Below are 13391 nucleotides of genomic sequence, written 5' to 3'. Positions count from 1 at the left end.
CGTATCCGCGCCGTACAGTGACGCTCATGCAGCAGACGTACATACGCGCGGCCCGCGCGGGCGACGACGACGTGCTGGCCCGCCTGGACCGCGAGAACTGGTCCACCGTGCACTCCGTGCAGCCCCGCCCCGCACCTCCGCACGAGCCGTTCTTCTCCGAACGCTTCGGCCCCCGCGACCACTTGGTCGCCGAGGTGGAAGGGCGGATCGTCGGCTACATCCGGCTCGGCTTCCCCACCCCGCTCGCCGTCAACGCGCACGTGCGCCAGATCCTCGGCTTCGTCGTCGCCGAGGAGACACGCGGCAAGGGCGTGGGCCGGGAGCTGATCAGGGCGGTCGTGGCCGAGGCCCGCCGCCAGGGCGCGCGCCGCCTCACCCTGCGGGTGCTCGGCCACAACACGCCCGCCCGCACGCTGTACGAGTCCGAGGGCTTCGTGACCGAGGGCGTGCTTCCGGGGGAGTTCCTCCTGGACGGGCAGTACGTGGACGACGTGCTGATGGGCCGCACTCTGTGACCTTCCCGGCCGTCGGACGGCCCCTCGTGACCTCCACGGGCGGCCGCGGGCGCCCCGAGCGACACCCGACCTGACCGGCCCGGCGTGCGGGCGTCCCGCGCTCGTAGGAGCGTGAGGACGACCCCCGTCGCCGGGAAGGAGCACGCATGCCCAGGCCCGCGGTAGGGCGGCGGAGCGCGCGCGACCCCGACTGGCCGAGCCGCGCTCCCACCCCGCCCTGGATGCGCTGGCCCGCGCCCGTGCTCCTGGTCCTGACCGTGGTCATCCAGGTCCTCACGCCCAAGACCCTCGACCTGAGCTTCCTGCTCGCGGCCGTCCCGCCGCTCGCCGCCCTCGCCTACGGGCCCGCCGCCACCGCGCTCATCGGCGGCCTCGTGCTCCTGCTGCTCAACCTGCCGCGCTACGACCTCGGCCACCCCGGCGAGAGCGACACCGCGACCGTGGCCTTCGTGGCCGTGCTCAGCGTGCTCTTCGCCGCCGTCCGCAGCCGCAGGGACGCCCAGCTCATCACCGTCCGCACCGTCGCCGAGGCCGCGCAGTTCGCGGTGCTTCCGCCGCTGCCGGAGCGGGTGGGCCCGGTGCGCTGCGCGGGCCTGTACCGGGCGGCGCAGCGCGGCACCCTGGTCGGCGGCGACCTCTTCGACGTCCGCCGGTGGCCGGGCGGCGTGCGGGCCATGGTCGGCGACGTACAGGGCCACGGCCTCGCGGCCGTCGGGACGGTGGCCGCGCTGATCGGCGCCTTCCGTGAGGCCGCCCTCGACGAGCCCGACCTGGAGGGCGTCGCCGCCCGGCTCGACCGGCGCCTGGTCACCGACGCCGAGGAGGCCGGGGCCGCCGGGGGCGCGGCGGGCGGCGAGCCCGGCGAACTCTTCGCCACCGCCGTGCTCCTGGAGTTCGGGGGCGAGGCCGACGAGCTGCGCCTGGTCTCCTGCGGCCATCCGCCGCCGCTGCTCCTGCGCGACGGCACCGTCGCCGAGCTCCAGGTGTCCCCGGGCCCGCCGCTCGGCCTCGGCATCGCCGGGGTCGCGCCGCCTCGCGAGACCGTGGTGGGGCTGCGCCCCGGCGACTGGCTCCTGACCGTGACGGACGGCGTGACGGAGGCACGGGACGCCTCCGGGGCCTTCTATCCGCTGGCGGCGCGCCTTCCCGCGCTCTTCGAGGCCGAGCAGGACGACCCGGCGGCCCTGACGGACGCGATCTGGCGGGATCTGGTGCGGTTCTCCGGCGGCGTACGGGACGACGTGGCGCTCCTGGTGTTCGCCTGGGAGCGCTGACCGGGCGGGGAGGGGCAGGACGGAAAGGGGCGGGGCCGCGCGGCTCAGGGGGCCGCGAACCGCTCCCACAGCTTGGGGTACCGCTGCGCGAGCACCGCGTCGTCCTCGAAGTCGATCGGGGTGCCCTCCGGCTCCGGCGGGGCGGGGGCGATGCCCAGGTCGGGCGCCACGACCCCGGTGAGCTGCTCGTACGCCTCGTCGGCGGCGTAGCCGAGCTCCTCGCCGTCGCCGTCGAGCTCCTCGTCGAAGCCGTCGAGGAGGTCGGCGAGGGAGTCCGGGTCGTGCAGGGCGCCCTCGAAGACCTCGCGGCCCTGCCCGATGAGCCAGCACCGGAAGTAGTCGAAGGCGTCGTCGCTCACGCCGTCGAGCAGCACCCACGCGGCGCCCCACAGGTCCCAGCGGTAGGCGCGGTTGTAGCGGGCCTCGAAGTGCCGCGCGAAGTCGAGCACGGCGTCCGGGTCGGCCCGCAGCAACCGCTCGACCAGCAGCTCGGCGTGGTCCTCCGGGTCGCCGTCCGCGGCCTCCCGGGTGCTGTCCACGATCTCCCAGAACTCCGTCTCGTCCATCACGGGACAAGCATCTGCCCTGCCGGGTAGGGGCGCACGCGGAGTGCGCCGGAATGCGGCTGTGTCGTTATGTGTGCACATGCCCCTGGAAAGCCCGACAGGAGATGTCGGCATTCGGTGGAAGGCTCCTCGCATGGAGAACGCACAGACCACCCCGGGACCCCTGTCCGGAAAGATCGCCCTCGTCGCCGGGGCCACGCGCGGGGCCGGGCGCGCCATGGCCGTGGAGCTCGGCCGGGCCGGAGCCACCGTGTACGTGACCGGACGCACGACCCGCGCGCACGTCAGCGAGGTCGGCCGCAGCAGCGAGACCATCGAGGAGACGGCGGACCTTGTGACGGAGGCCGGGGGCCACGGCATCGCGGTCCCCACCGACCACCTCGACCCCGAGCAGGTCCGCGCGCTCGTGGACCGGATCGACGCGGAGCAGCACCGCCTCGACATCCTCGTCAACGACATCTGGGGCGGTGACGTCCACGTCGAGTGGGACAAGAAGATGTGGGAGCACGACCTCGACAAGGGCCTGCGCATCCTGCGCCTCGGCGTCGAGACCCACATCGTGACCAGCCGCTTCGCGCTGCCGCTGCTCATTCGCAACGAGGGCGGCCTGGTCGTCGAGGTCACCGACGGCACCGAGGAGTACAACAAGCGCTACCGCAAGCCCTACTACTACGACCTCGCCAAGGCGGCCCCGCTGCGGATGGCCCGCGCGCTCGCCGAGGAGCTCAAGGAGTACGGCTGCACGGCGGTCTGTCTGAGCCCGGGCTGGCTGCGCTCGGAGGCCATGCTCGACACGTACTTCAAGGTCACCGAGGAGCACTGGCTCGACGGCACCGAGCAGAACCCGCACTTCGCCATCTCCGAGACCCCCACGTACGTGGGCCGTGCCCTGGCCGCGCTCGCCGCCGACCCCGACGTGGCGCGGTGGAACGGCGCGTCGCTGTCCAGCGGCGGACTCGCCAAGGAGTACGGCTTCACGGACGTGGACGGCTCCGCGCCGGACGCCTGGCGGTACATCACGGAGGTCGACCAGGAGAGCCCGACCGCGGACGTGACCGGCTACCGGTAGAGCTCGGCCATCCGGGACGCCGTGGCCGCGAGCCGCTCGCGCAGCTCCGGCGGCTCCAGGACCTCCACATCGGGCCCCAGGGCGAGCAGTTGGGTGTACGCGACGGCGGGGGACTCGACGGGCAGGGTGACGGTCACCCGGCCCCGCTCGTCGGGTTCGGCGCCGTCCAGGGCCTCCCGTGCGGCCGTGCGGTCCGTGACGTACGGCAGTTGCCGGGCCCCGTCGGGGGACAGCCTGAGCACGGCCTCGTCCCGCAGGATGGCCCGCGCGAACTGCGCCGCCCGCTCCTCCCAGAAGCCCGGCAGGTCGAACTTCTCGTCCCGTACGAAGCGGCCGTCGTCGCAGACCGCGGAGGAGACCGCGGTGAAGCGGTCGATGCGGTACACCCGGAACGAGCCGGTGTCCGGGACGCGGGCGCACAGGTACCAGACGCCCGCCTTCAGGACGAGACCGTACGGTTCGAGCTCCCGCTCCACCTCGGTGTCCTGGCGGCGGTAGCGGGCGACGACGCGGCGGTCGTCCCAGACCGCGTCGGCCACGGCGGGCAGCAGCTCGGGGGCCGGGGTCTCCTTGAACCAGCCCGGGGCGTCGAGGTGGAAGCGCTGGGAAGCGTTCTGCGAGGCGTCGCTCAGGGAGGGCAGGAGCGCGGCCGACACCTTGAGGCGGGCCGCGGACGCGGCGTCCTCCAGGCCCATCTCGCGCAGCGCGCCCGGCACGCCCGACAGGAACAGGGCCTCCGCCTCGCTGCGGGCCAGGCCGGTGAGCCGGGTCCGGTAGCCGCCGATGAGCCGGTAGCCCCCCGCACGCCCACGGTCCGCATACACCGGAACGCCCGCCTCCGACAGCGCCTGCGCGTCCCGCGTGATGGTCCGCTCCGACACTTCCAGCTCGGCCGCGAGCTCGCTCGCGGTCATCGAGGCCCGTGCCTGCAGCAGCAACACCATCTTGATAAGCCGGGCAGCACGCATGCCCCCATCATGCCGCGCGAAAAGGGGTGCGGGGGCCCTGCCCACCCCGGGCAGGGCCCCCGCACCCCTCGTACCGAGCCGAAGGCCTACAGGCCGTACTTGGCCCGGGCCTCCTTCACCGCGGCCGCGGGCACGGCACCACGCCGGGCCAGCTGCGCGAGCGCCGCGACGACGATCGACTCGGCGTCGACGCCGAAGTGGCGGCGGGCCGCGTCACGCGTGTCGGAGAGGCCGAAGCCGTCCGCGCCGAGCGAGGAGTAGTCCTGCTCGACCCACTGGGCGATCTGGTCGGGCACCTGGCGCATGTAGTCGGACACCGCGAGCACGGGGCCCTCCGCGCCGGCGAGCGCCTGGCGCACGTACGGCACCCGCTCCTCGCCGCGCAGCAGCGCCTCGTCCGCCTCCAGGGCGTCCCGGCGCAGCTCCGTCCAGGAGGTCGCGGACCACACGTCGGCGGCCACGCCCCACTCCTCGGCGAGCAGCCGCTGGGCCTTGAGGGTCCAGTGGATGGCCGTGCCCGAGCCGATGAGCTGGATCCGCGCGGCGTTGGCCGCGGGGGACAGGCCCGCGGTCTCGGCCGTGTTGAAGCGGTACAGGCCCTTGATGATGCCCTCGTCCACACCCGCGGGCTTCGCGGGCTGCGGCATCGGCTCGTTGTAGACCGTCAGGTAGTAGAAGACGTCCTGGTCCTCGCCCGGCTTGGCCTCGCCGTACATGCGGCGCAGACCCTCCTTGACGATGGCACCGATCTCGTAGGCGAACGCCGGGTCGTAGCTCAGTGCCGCCGGGTTGGTGGAGGCGATGAGCGGCGAGTGGCCGTCCGCGTGCTGCAGACCCTCACCCGTCAGCGTCGTACGACCGGCGGTGGCGCCGATGAGGAAGCCGCGGCCGAGCTGGTCGCCGAGCTGCCACATCTGGTCGGCGGTGCGCTGCCAGCCGAACATCGAGTAGAAGATGTAGAAGGGGATCATCGCTTCGCCGTGCGTGGCGTACGCGGACGACGCGGCGATGAAGTCCGCCATCGAGCCGGCCTCGGTGATGCCCTCGTTGAGGATCTGGCCGTTCTTGGCTTCCTTGTAGTACATCAGCTGGTCGCGGTCGACCGGCTCGTACGTCTGGCCCTTGGGCGAGTAGATGCCGAGCGACGGGAACAGCGACTCCATGCCGAAGGTGCGCGCCTCGTCCGGGACGATCGGCACCCAGCGCTTGCCGGTCTCCTTGTCGCGGACCAGGTCCTTCAGGAGCCGGACGAGCGCCATGGTGCTCGCCACGTTCTGCGAGCCGGAGCCCTTGTCGAAGGCCGCGAAGGCCTTGTCGGCGGGCGCGGGCAGCGGGGCGAGCGCGTGCGTGCGGCGGGCCGGGGCCGGGCCGCCGAGGGCCGCGCGGCGCTCCTGGAGGTAGCGGACCTCGGGCGAGTCGGCGCCGGGGTGGCCGTAGGGCACCTGACCGTCGACGAACTGGCTGTCGGAGATCGGCAGCTCAAGAAGGTCACGCATGTTCTTGAACTCGTCCGTCGTCAGCTTCTTCATCTGGTGGTTCGCGTTCTTGGACGCGAAGCCCTCACCGAGGGTGAAGCCCTTGACGGTCTGCGCCAGGATGACGGTGGGCGCGCCCTTGTGCGCGAGGGCCGCCTTGTACGCGGCGTACACCTTGCGCGGCTCGTGGCCACCGCGGGACAGGTGGAAGCACTCGAGGATCTTGTCGTCGCTCAGCAGCTTCGCCATCTCGACGAGCGCCGGGTCCTTGCCGAAGAAGTCCTGGCGGATGTAGGCGGCGTCGCGCGTCTGGTACGTCTGCACCTGCGCGTCCGGGACCTCGCGCAGACGGCGGACGAGGGCGCCGGTGGTGTCGAGCGCGAACAGCTCGTCCCAGGCGCCGCCCCACAGGGACTTGACGACGTTCCAGCCCGCGCCGCGGAACTGGGCCTCCAGCTCCTGCACGATCTTGAAGTTGGCGCGCACCGGGCCGTCGAGGCGCTGCAGGTTGCAGTTGATGACGAAGGTGAGGTTGTCGAGGCCCTCACGGGCCGCGAGCGCGAGGGCCGCCGTCGACTCCGGCTCGTCCATCTCGCCGTCGCCGAGGAACGCCCACACGTGCGAGGCGGAGACGTCCTTGATGGCGCGGTTCGTCAGATAGCGGTTGAAGCGGGCCTGGTAGATCGCCGACAGCGGGCCGAGGCCCATGGACACCGTCGGGAACTCCCACAGCCAGGGCAGGCGGCGCGGGTGCGGGTACGACGGCAGGCCGTTGCCGCCCGACTCCTGGCGGAAGTTGTCGAGCTGCGCCTCGTTCAGACGGCCGTCGAGGAAGGCGCGGGCGTAGATGCCGGGCGAGGCGTGGCCCTGGATGTAGAGCTGGTCGCCCGAGCCGTCGCCCTCCTTGCCGTGGAAGAAGTGGTTGAAGCCGGTCTCGTACAGCCAGGCGGCCGAGGCGAAGGTGGCGATGTGGCCGCCGACGCCGTGCTTGGCGCCACGGGTGACCATCGCGGCCGCGTTCCACCGGTTCCACGCGGTGATGCGGGACTCCATCGCCTCGTCGCCGTCGATGACGGGCTCGGCGGCGGTGGGGATGGTGTTGACGTAGTCCGTCTCAAGAAGCTTGGGCAGCGCCAGGCCCGCGCCCTCGGCGCGCTCCAGCGTGCGGCGCATCAGATACGCGGCACGGTGCGGCCCGGCCGCCTTGGTCACGGCGTCCAGAGAGGCCTGCCATTCGGCGGTCTCCTCGGGGTCGCGGTCCGGGAGCTGGTCGAGCTCGCTCGGCTGGATGCGGGAGGGGTCGGTCATTACGCCGCCTTCCTGAGTCGGAGGGGTTCCCGTGCCTGGTCAGGCGGGGGCCCTTAACGGAAAGGGTCGGGGGTGCCCTAGGTCTTTGGCAGGACAGGGCGTGGGGCTCCGGTGAGAGCCCGTCGACGACTGTAAGCCAGCGATCGATGATCGATCAAAGCGTTGAGCGGAAAACTTCCCTCTTGGGGCAAAAGTAGGCACAGGGTGCCACGGCGCAGGGCACCGGGTGCCTTTGATTCGCAGGATCTACGCAGGTGGGGCGACGTGTGAGCGCGGCTCACTCGGGATGAGCGTCGCCGTCAGGCCGGGGCGCGCAGCCGAGGACATGGGCCTTCACGAGCTCCGCGATCCGGGGGTCACGGCGCTGGAACGCCTGGACGAGGGCCTCGTGCTCCTCCGCGTACGACTGCTGGACGGTGCCGAGCCAGCGGATGGAGAGCGCCGTGAAGACCTCGATGCCGAGCCCTTCCCAGGTGTGCAGGAGCACCGAATTGCCCGCGGCGCGCACCATCTCGCGGTGGAAGGCGACCGTGTGCCGCACCTGAGCGGTGCCGTCCTTGGCCCGGTCCGCCTCGTACAGGGCGGCGACGTGCGGCTCAAGGGCCGAGCAGTCCGCCGCGAGCCCGTCGGCGGCGAGCTCGGCCGCGATGGCCTCCAGGCCCGCCCGGACGGGGTAGCTCTCCTCCAGATCGGCCGCGGAGAGGTTGCGCACGCGCACGCCCTTGTTGGGCGCGGACTCGATCAGGCGCAGGGACTCCAGCTCCCGCAGGGCCTCGCGCACCGGCGTCTGGCTGACCTCCAGCTCGACGGCGATGCGCCGCTCCACGATCCGCTCGCCCGGCTTCCAGCGACCGCTGACGATGCCTTCCACAATGTGCTCGCGAATCTGTTCGCGCAGCGAGTGAATGACGGGCGCGGTCATGGGGGGCTCCACGGGCAGAGGCGGCGGGCGACCTCTAGACAATACGGCTGCGCCCCCGTCCGGAAACCTCCGGACGGGGGCGCAGCCACCGATGAGACGAGTCTTACAGTCCGTCTCCAGAGCCTTACAGGCCGAGCTCGACCTCGAACTCGCCGGCCTCCAGGATGGCCTTGACCGTGGTCAGGTAGCGGGCGGCGTCCGCGCCGTCCACCAGGCGGTGGTCGTAGGACAGCGTCACGTAGGTCATGTCGCGCACAGCGATGGTCTCGCCGAGGTCCGGGTGGTTGATGACCACCGGGCGCTTGACCGTGGCACCGATGCCCAGGATGCCGACCTGGTTCGGCGGCACGATGATCGTGTCGAACAGCGCGCCGCGCGAGCCGGTGTTGGAGATGGTGAAGGTCGCGCCCGACATCTCGTCCGGGCTGATCTTGCTGGTGCGGACCTTGTTGGCCAGGTCGGCGGTCGCCTTGGCGATGCCGGCCAGGTTGAGGTCACCGGCACCCTTGATGACCGGGGTCATCAGGCCCTTCTCGGAGTCCACGGCGATGCCGATGTTCTCCGAGTCGAAGTAGGTGATGGTGCCCTCGTCCTCGTTGATGCGGGCGTTGACGACCGGGTGGGCCTTCAGCGCCTGCGCGGCGGCCTTCACGAAGAACGGCATCGGGGACAGCTTGACGCCCTCGCGGGCGGCGAAGGAGTCCTTGGCCTTGGCGCGCAGCTTCATCAGCTTGGTGATGTCGACCTCGACCACGCTGGAGAGCTGGGCCTGGCCGTGCAGCGCCTTCATCATGTTGTCGCCGATGACCTTGCGCATGCGGGTCATCTTGACCGTCTGGCCGCGCAGCGGGGACACCTCGATGGCCGGAGCCTTCGAAGCGGCCGGGGCAGCGGCGGCAGCGGCCGGGGCGGCGGCCGGAGCCGGGGCGGACTTCGCGGCCTCGGCGGCGGCGAGCACGTCCTGCTTGCGGATGCGGCCACCGACACCGGAGCCCTTGACCGCGCCCAGGTTCACGCCGTTCTCGGCGGCGAGCTTGCGCACCAGCGGGGTGACGTACGCGCCGTCGTCGGCCGGGGTGACCGGCGCCGGGGCGGCCGGGGCGGCGGGCTTGGCCGGAGCGGCCGGAGCCGGAGCGGCGGGCGCCTCGGCCTTGGCCGGGGCCGGGGCGGCGGTAGCGGGCTGCGCCGGAGCCGCGGGGGCGGCCGGAGCCGGGGCGGCCGGGGCCGGAGCGGCGGCCGGGGCCTCGGCGGGGGCGGCCGGAGCGGCCGCGGGGGCGGCACCGGCGGCGCCGATGACGGCGAGCTTGGCGCCGACCTCGGCGGTCTCGTCCTCACCGACGGTGATCTCCAGGAGCACGCCGGAGACCGGCGCGGGGATCTCGGTGTCGACCTTGTCGGTGGAGACCTCGAGGAGGGGCTCGTCGGCCGAGACCTCCTCGCCGACCTCCTTCAGCCAGCGGGTGACGGTGCCCTCGGTGACGGACTCACCGAGCGCGGGCAGCGTGACGTCGGTGCCCTCGGCGGCACCACCGGCCGGGGCGGCGGGCGCCTCGGCGGGGGCGGGCGCCTCGGCCGGAGCGGCCGGGGCCTCTGCGGCGGGCGCCGGGGCGGGCTCGGCGGCCGGGGCGGGCTCGGCCGCGGGGGCCGGGGCCTCGGCCGGGGCGCCGGAGCCGTCGTCGATGACGGCCAGCTCGGCGCCGACCTCGACGGTCTCGTCCTCAGCGACCTTGATGGAGGCCAGGATGCCGGAGGCGGGCGAGGGGATCTCGGTGTCGACCTTGTCGGTCGACACCTCGAGCAGCGGCTCGTCGGCCTCGACGCGCTCGCCTTCGGCCTTCAGCCAACGGGTGACAGTGCCCTCGGTGACGCTCTCGCCGAGCGCCGGAAGGGATACGGAAACCGCCATGGTTTCGGTTGCTCCTTACGAATTACGAAGTCTGTGGTCGGTCGCGCCCGTGGACTGAGGGTCAGTCGTGGGAGTGCAGGGGCTTGCCGGCGAGGGCGAGGTGGGCCTCGCCGAGCGCCTCGTTCTGCGTCGGGTGGGCGTGGATGAGCTGCGCCACCTCGGCGGGCAGAGCCTCCCAGTTGTAGACCAGCTGGGCCTCGCCCACCTGCTCACCCATGCGGTCGCCGACCATGTGGACGCCGACCACGGCACCGTCCTTGACCTGGACGAGCTTGATCTCGCCCGCGGTCTTGAGGATCTTGCTCTTGCCGTTGCCCGCCAGGTTGTACTTGAGGGCGACGACCTTGTCCGCGCCGTAGATCTCCTTGGCCTTCGCCTCGGAGATGCCGACCGACGCGACCTCGGGGTGGCAGTACGTCACCCGCGGCACGCCGTCGTAGTCGATCGGCACGGTCTTCAGACCGGCCAGGCGCTCCGCCACCAGGATGCCCTCGGCGAAGCCGACGTGCGCGAGCTGGAGCGTCGGGACCAGGTCGCCGACGGCCGAGATCGTCGGGACGTTCGTGCGCATGTACTCGTCGACCAGGACGTAGCCGCGGTCCATGGCGACGCCCTGCTCCTCGTACCCGAGGCCCTGGGAGACCGGGCCGCGGCCGATGGCGACGAGCAGCACCTCGGCCTCGAAGGTCTTGCCGTCGGCGAGGGTGACCCGCACGCCGTTCTCGGTGTACTCGGCCTTCTCGAAGAAGGTGCCCAGGTTGAACTTGATCCCGCGCTTGCGGAAGGCGCGCTCGAGGAGCTTGGAGCTGTTCTCGTCCTCGGCGGGCACGAGGTGCTTCAGGCCCTCGATGACCGTGACGTCGGTGCCGAAGGACTTCCACGCCGAGGCGAACTCGACGCCGATGACGCCGCCGCCCAGGATGATCGCGGACTGCGGCACGCGGTCCAGGGTCAGCGCGTGGTCCGAGGAGATGACGCGGTTGCCGTCGATCTCCAGGCCCGGCAGGGACTTCGGCACGGAGCCGGTCGCCAGGAGGAGGTGGCGACCCTGGATCCGCTGGCCGTTCACGTCCACGGAGGTGGGGGAGGACACGCGGCCCTCGCCCTCGATGTACGTCACCTTGCGGGAGGCGACAAGGCCCTGCAGGCCCTTGTAGAGGCCCGCGATGACGTCGTCCTTGTACTTGTGGACGGCGTTGATGTCGATGCCGTCGAAGGTGGCCTTGACACCGAACTGCTCGGCCTCGCGCGCCGAGTCGGCGACCTCGCCGGCGTGCAGCAGGGCCTTGGTCGGGATGCAGCCGTTGTGCAGGCAGGTGCCGCCGAGCTTGTTCTTCTCGATCAGTGCGACGTCGAGACCCAGCTGCGACGCGCGCAGGGCCGCGGCGTAACCGCCGCTACCGCCGCCGAGGATCACTAGGTCGAAAACGGTGCTGGCGTCGTTCGCCACGTCACGTCCTCCATGCATGTGCGCCGTGCGCCGGACCCCTCTTGCCGGGGGACGACCGGTCGGTCGGCTGGTATACGGCCGCTCTTCTTCGGCCCTGTGGTGGGGGCCCTGTCCTGCCGAGAACCCATCTTCGCACTTGTCGGCGGCAGGCGGGACGCCGGGCCGGGCCGATCGCCCGTAGCGAGAGGTCAGAAGCGCGTACAAACATACGGATTTCATCGACAGCGAAATCGTCGTACGGGATGACCGCTGCGGGACGGCCGCACGGATGAGCGCGGATGGGGGGCGGGCGAGGGCGGATGAGTACGGCCCCGCGGGCGAGGGCGCCCCGGGGCCGTACGTCAGTCGGTCAGGCTCAGCCGAGGTCGCCCGCGGCGGTGCGCTCCGCGAGGCGCACCAGGGTGCGGACGGCGGAGCCGGTGCCGCCCTTGGGGGTGTAGCCGTACGGGGCGCCCTCGTGGAAGGCGGGGCCCGCGATGTCCAGGTGGGCCCAGGTGATGCCCTCGCCCACGAACTCCCGCAGGAACAGTCCGGCGACCAGGCCGCCGCCCATGCGCTCGCCCATGTTGGCGATGTCGGCGGTGGGGGAGTCCATGCCCTTGCGCAGGTGCTCGGGCATCGGCATCGGCCAGGACGGCTCGCCGACCTCGTCGGCGATCTCGTGGATCGAGGTCCGGAAGGCGTCGTCGTTGGCCATGATGCCGAAGGTGCGGTCGCCCAGGGCCAGGACCATGGCGCCGGTCAGCGTCGCCACGTCGATGATCGCGTCGGGCTTGTCCTCGGAGGCCTTGGTGAGCGCGTCGGCGAGGACGAGGCGGCCCTCGGCGTCGGTGTTCAGGACCTCCACCGTCTTGCCGCTGTACATGCGCAGGACGTCGCCCGGGCGGGTGGCCGAGCCGGACGGCATGTTCTCGGCGAGGGCCAGCCAGCCGGTGACGTTGACCTCGAGGCCGAGGCGCGCGGCGGCGACCACGGCCGCGAACACGGCGGCGGCGCCGCTCATGTCGCACTTCATGGTCTCGTTGTGACCCGCGGGCTTGAGCGAGATGCCGCCCGAGTCGTACGTGATGCCCTTGCCGACGAAGGCCAGGTGCTTCTTCGCCTTGGACGAGGTGTACGACAGCTTCACCAGGCGCGGCGGGGCGGCCGAGCCCGCGCCGACGCCGAGGATGCCGCCGTAGCCGCCCTTGGCGAGCGCCTTCTCGTCGAGCACCTGCACCTTGATGCCGTGCTCCTTGCCGGCGGCCTGGGCGACCGCGGCGAACGCCTCGGGGTAGAGGTCGTTCGGCGGGGTGTTGATCAGGTCGCGGGCGCGGTTGAGCTCCTCGGCGACGGCCAGGGCGCGCTCGACGGCGGCCTTGTAGGCCTTGTCGCGCGGCTTGCCACCGAGCAGGGCGGCCTCGGCGAGCGGGCCCTTGGTGTCCTTGGCGCCCTTCTTGGCCTTGGCGTCCTTGGCGCTGTCGGCGATGTCCTTGTAGGCGTCGAAGGAGTACGCGCCGAGGACCGCGCCCTCGGCGATCGCGCCCGCGTCGGCGGCGGACTCCAGGGGCAGCGCGAACGCGGCCTTCTTCGAACCGGCCAGAGCGCGCGCGGCGACACCGGCGGCCCGGCGCAGCACCTCCGCGTCGTAGGCCTGGTCCTTCTCGGGGACCGCGCCGAGGCCGACTGCCAGGATCACCGGCGCCTTGAAGCCGGACGGCGCGGGCAGCTTCGTCGCCTCACCCTCGCCGCCCGAGGCGCCGAGGGTCTCCAGGACGGACGCGAGCTTGCCGTCGTACGCCTTGTCCACGGACTCGGCGCCAGGGGCCACGACCGGGCCCTTGGCGCCCTTCGCGACACCGACGACGATCGCGTCGGCACGCAGGCCGGACGCGGCGGCGGTGCTGAGAGTCAGAGCAGTCACGGTGCTGAAGTCCCTCTTTCATAGGAGGTTTTCAT

At 72.2% G+C, this 13391-nt stretch carries 10 protein-coding genes; 3 read left to right on the top strand and 7 right to left on the bottom strand.

The genetic code is table 11. The features are described from left to right. The first annotated feature begins 26 nt into the window (after positions 1–26). Both CP982_RS12725 and CP982_RS12720 read left to right on the top strand, forming a co-directional pair. Entirely contained in the window at positions 27–515 is a 489-nt protein-coding gene (locus CP982_RS12725) for a GNAT family N-acetyltransferase (protein ID WP_150510624.1), read from the top strand. 146 nt (positions 516–661) lie between these two features. Continuing rightward, on the top strand, positions 662–1789 hold the full coding sequence (locus tag CP982_RS12720; protein WP_150510623.1) for a PP2C family protein-serine/threonine phosphatase: 1128 nt from the start codon (positions 662–664) through the stop codon (positions 1787–1789). Positions 1790–1833: 44 nt separating this feature from the next. Here the strand turns inward: CP982_RS12720 and CP982_RS12715 are convergent, their stop codons facing one another. Next, a complete protein-coding gene (locus CP982_RS12715) occupies positions 1834–2355 on the bottom strand; it encodes a DUF4240 domain-containing protein (RefSeq protein ID WP_170316637.1) in 522 nt (173 codons plus the stop codon). Between the two features lie 133 nt (positions 2356–2488). Here CP982_RS12715 and CP982_RS12710 point away from each other — a divergent pair, with 133 nt between their 5' ends. Then, positions 2489–3424: an SDR family oxidoreductase gene (locus tag CP982_RS12710; protein ID WP_150510621.1), complete on the top strand. Its 936-nt coding sequence runs from the start codon at positions 2489–2491 to the stop codon at positions 3422–3424. Here CP982_RS12710 and CP982_RS12705 read toward each other — a convergent pair. From CP982_RS12705 to CP982_RS12680, 6 genes are all read right to left on the bottom strand, one after another. Continuing rightward, positions 3415–4392 (bottom strand): helix-turn-helix transcriptional regulator, encoded by a 978-nt coding sequence (locus CP982_RS12705; protein WP_150510620.1) that lies wholly within the window; start codon positions 4390–4392, stop codon positions 3415–3417. The genes CP982_RS12710 and CP982_RS12705 overlap by 10 nt on opposite strands. An 86-nt stretch (positions 4393–4478) precedes the next feature. Next, positions 4479–7175 carry a pyruvate dehydrogenase (acetyl-transferring), homodimeric type gene (gene aceE / locus CP982_RS12700; RefSeq protein WP_150510619.1) on the bottom strand — a complete coding sequence of 899 codons (2697 nt, stop codon included), beginning with the start codon at positions 7173–7175 and terminating at the stop codon, positions 4479–4481. Positions 7176–7452: 277 nt separating this feature from the next. Continuing rightward, positions 7453–8097: a GntR family transcriptional regulator gene (locus tag CP982_RS12695; RefSeq protein ID WP_150510618.1), complete on the bottom strand. Its 645-nt coding sequence runs from the start codon at positions 8095–8097 to the stop codon at positions 7453–7455. Positions 8098–8221: 124 nt separating this feature from the next. After that, positions 8222–10003 carry a 2-oxoglutarate dehydrogenase, E2 component, dihydrolipoamide succinyltransferase gene (gene sucB, locus CP982_RS12690; protein WP_150510617.1) on the bottom strand — a complete coding sequence of 594 codons (1782 nt, stop codon included), beginning with the start codon at positions 10001–10003 and terminating at the stop codon, positions 8222–8224. Between the two features lie 61 nt (positions 10004–10064). Next, positions 10065–11453, bottom strand: coding sequence for a dihydrolipoyl dehydrogenase (lpdA, locus tag CP982_RS12685; protein WP_150510616.1), 1389 nt, complete (start codon positions 11451–11453; stop codon positions 10065–10067). A gap of 355 nt (positions 11454–11808) precedes the next feature. Beyond that, entirely contained in the window at positions 11809–13356 is a 1548-nt protein-coding gene (locus tag CP982_RS12680; RefSeq protein ID WP_150510615.1) for a leucyl aminopeptidase, read from the bottom strand. Positions 13357–13391: the final 35 nt, after the last annotated feature.

This window comes from Streptomyces spectabilis (genome assembly GCF_008704795.1).
In the GTDB taxonomy this organism is placed as follows: Bacteria; Actinomycetota; Actinomycetes; order Streptomycetales; family Streptomycetaceae; genus Streptomyces; species Streptomyces spectabilis.
Note: the sequence above shows the minus strand (reverse complement) of the source record. Positions and strands in the feature narration are given on the sequence as shown.

Bases quoted from the DNA above. Each gene is read 5' to 3' on its own strand.
- CP982_RS12725 (WP_150510624.1), top strand. From the start codon at position 27: ATGCAGCAGACGTACATACGCGCGGCCCGCGCGGGCGACGACGACGTG.
- CP982_RS12720 (WP_150510623.1), top strand. From the start codon at position 662: ATGCCCAGGCCCGCGGTAGGGCGGCGGAGCGCGCGCGACCCCGACTGG.
- CP982_RS12715 (WP_170316637.1), bottom strand. From the start codon at position 2,355: ATGGACGAGACGGAGTTCTGGGAGATCGTGGACAGCACCCGGGAGGCC.
- CP982_RS12710 (WP_150510621.1), top strand. From the start codon at position 2,489: ATGGAGAACGCACAGACCACCCCGGGACCCCTGTCCGGAAAGATCGCC.
- CP982_RS12705 (WP_150510620.1), bottom strand. From the start codon at position 4,392: ATGCGTGCTGCCCGGCTTATCAAGATGGTGTTGCTGCTGCAGGCACGG.
- aceE (WP_150510619.1), bottom strand. From the start codon at position 7,175: ATGACCGACCCCTCCCGCATCCAGCCGAGCGAGCTCGACCAGCTCCCG.
- CP982_RS12695 (WP_150510618.1), bottom strand. From the start codon at position 8,097: ATGACCGCGCCCGTCATTCACTCGCTGCGCGAACAGATTCGCGAGCAC.
- sucB (WP_150510617.1), bottom strand. From the start codon at position 10,003: ATGGCGGTTTCCGTATCCCTTCCGGCGCTCGGCGAGAGCGTCACCGAG.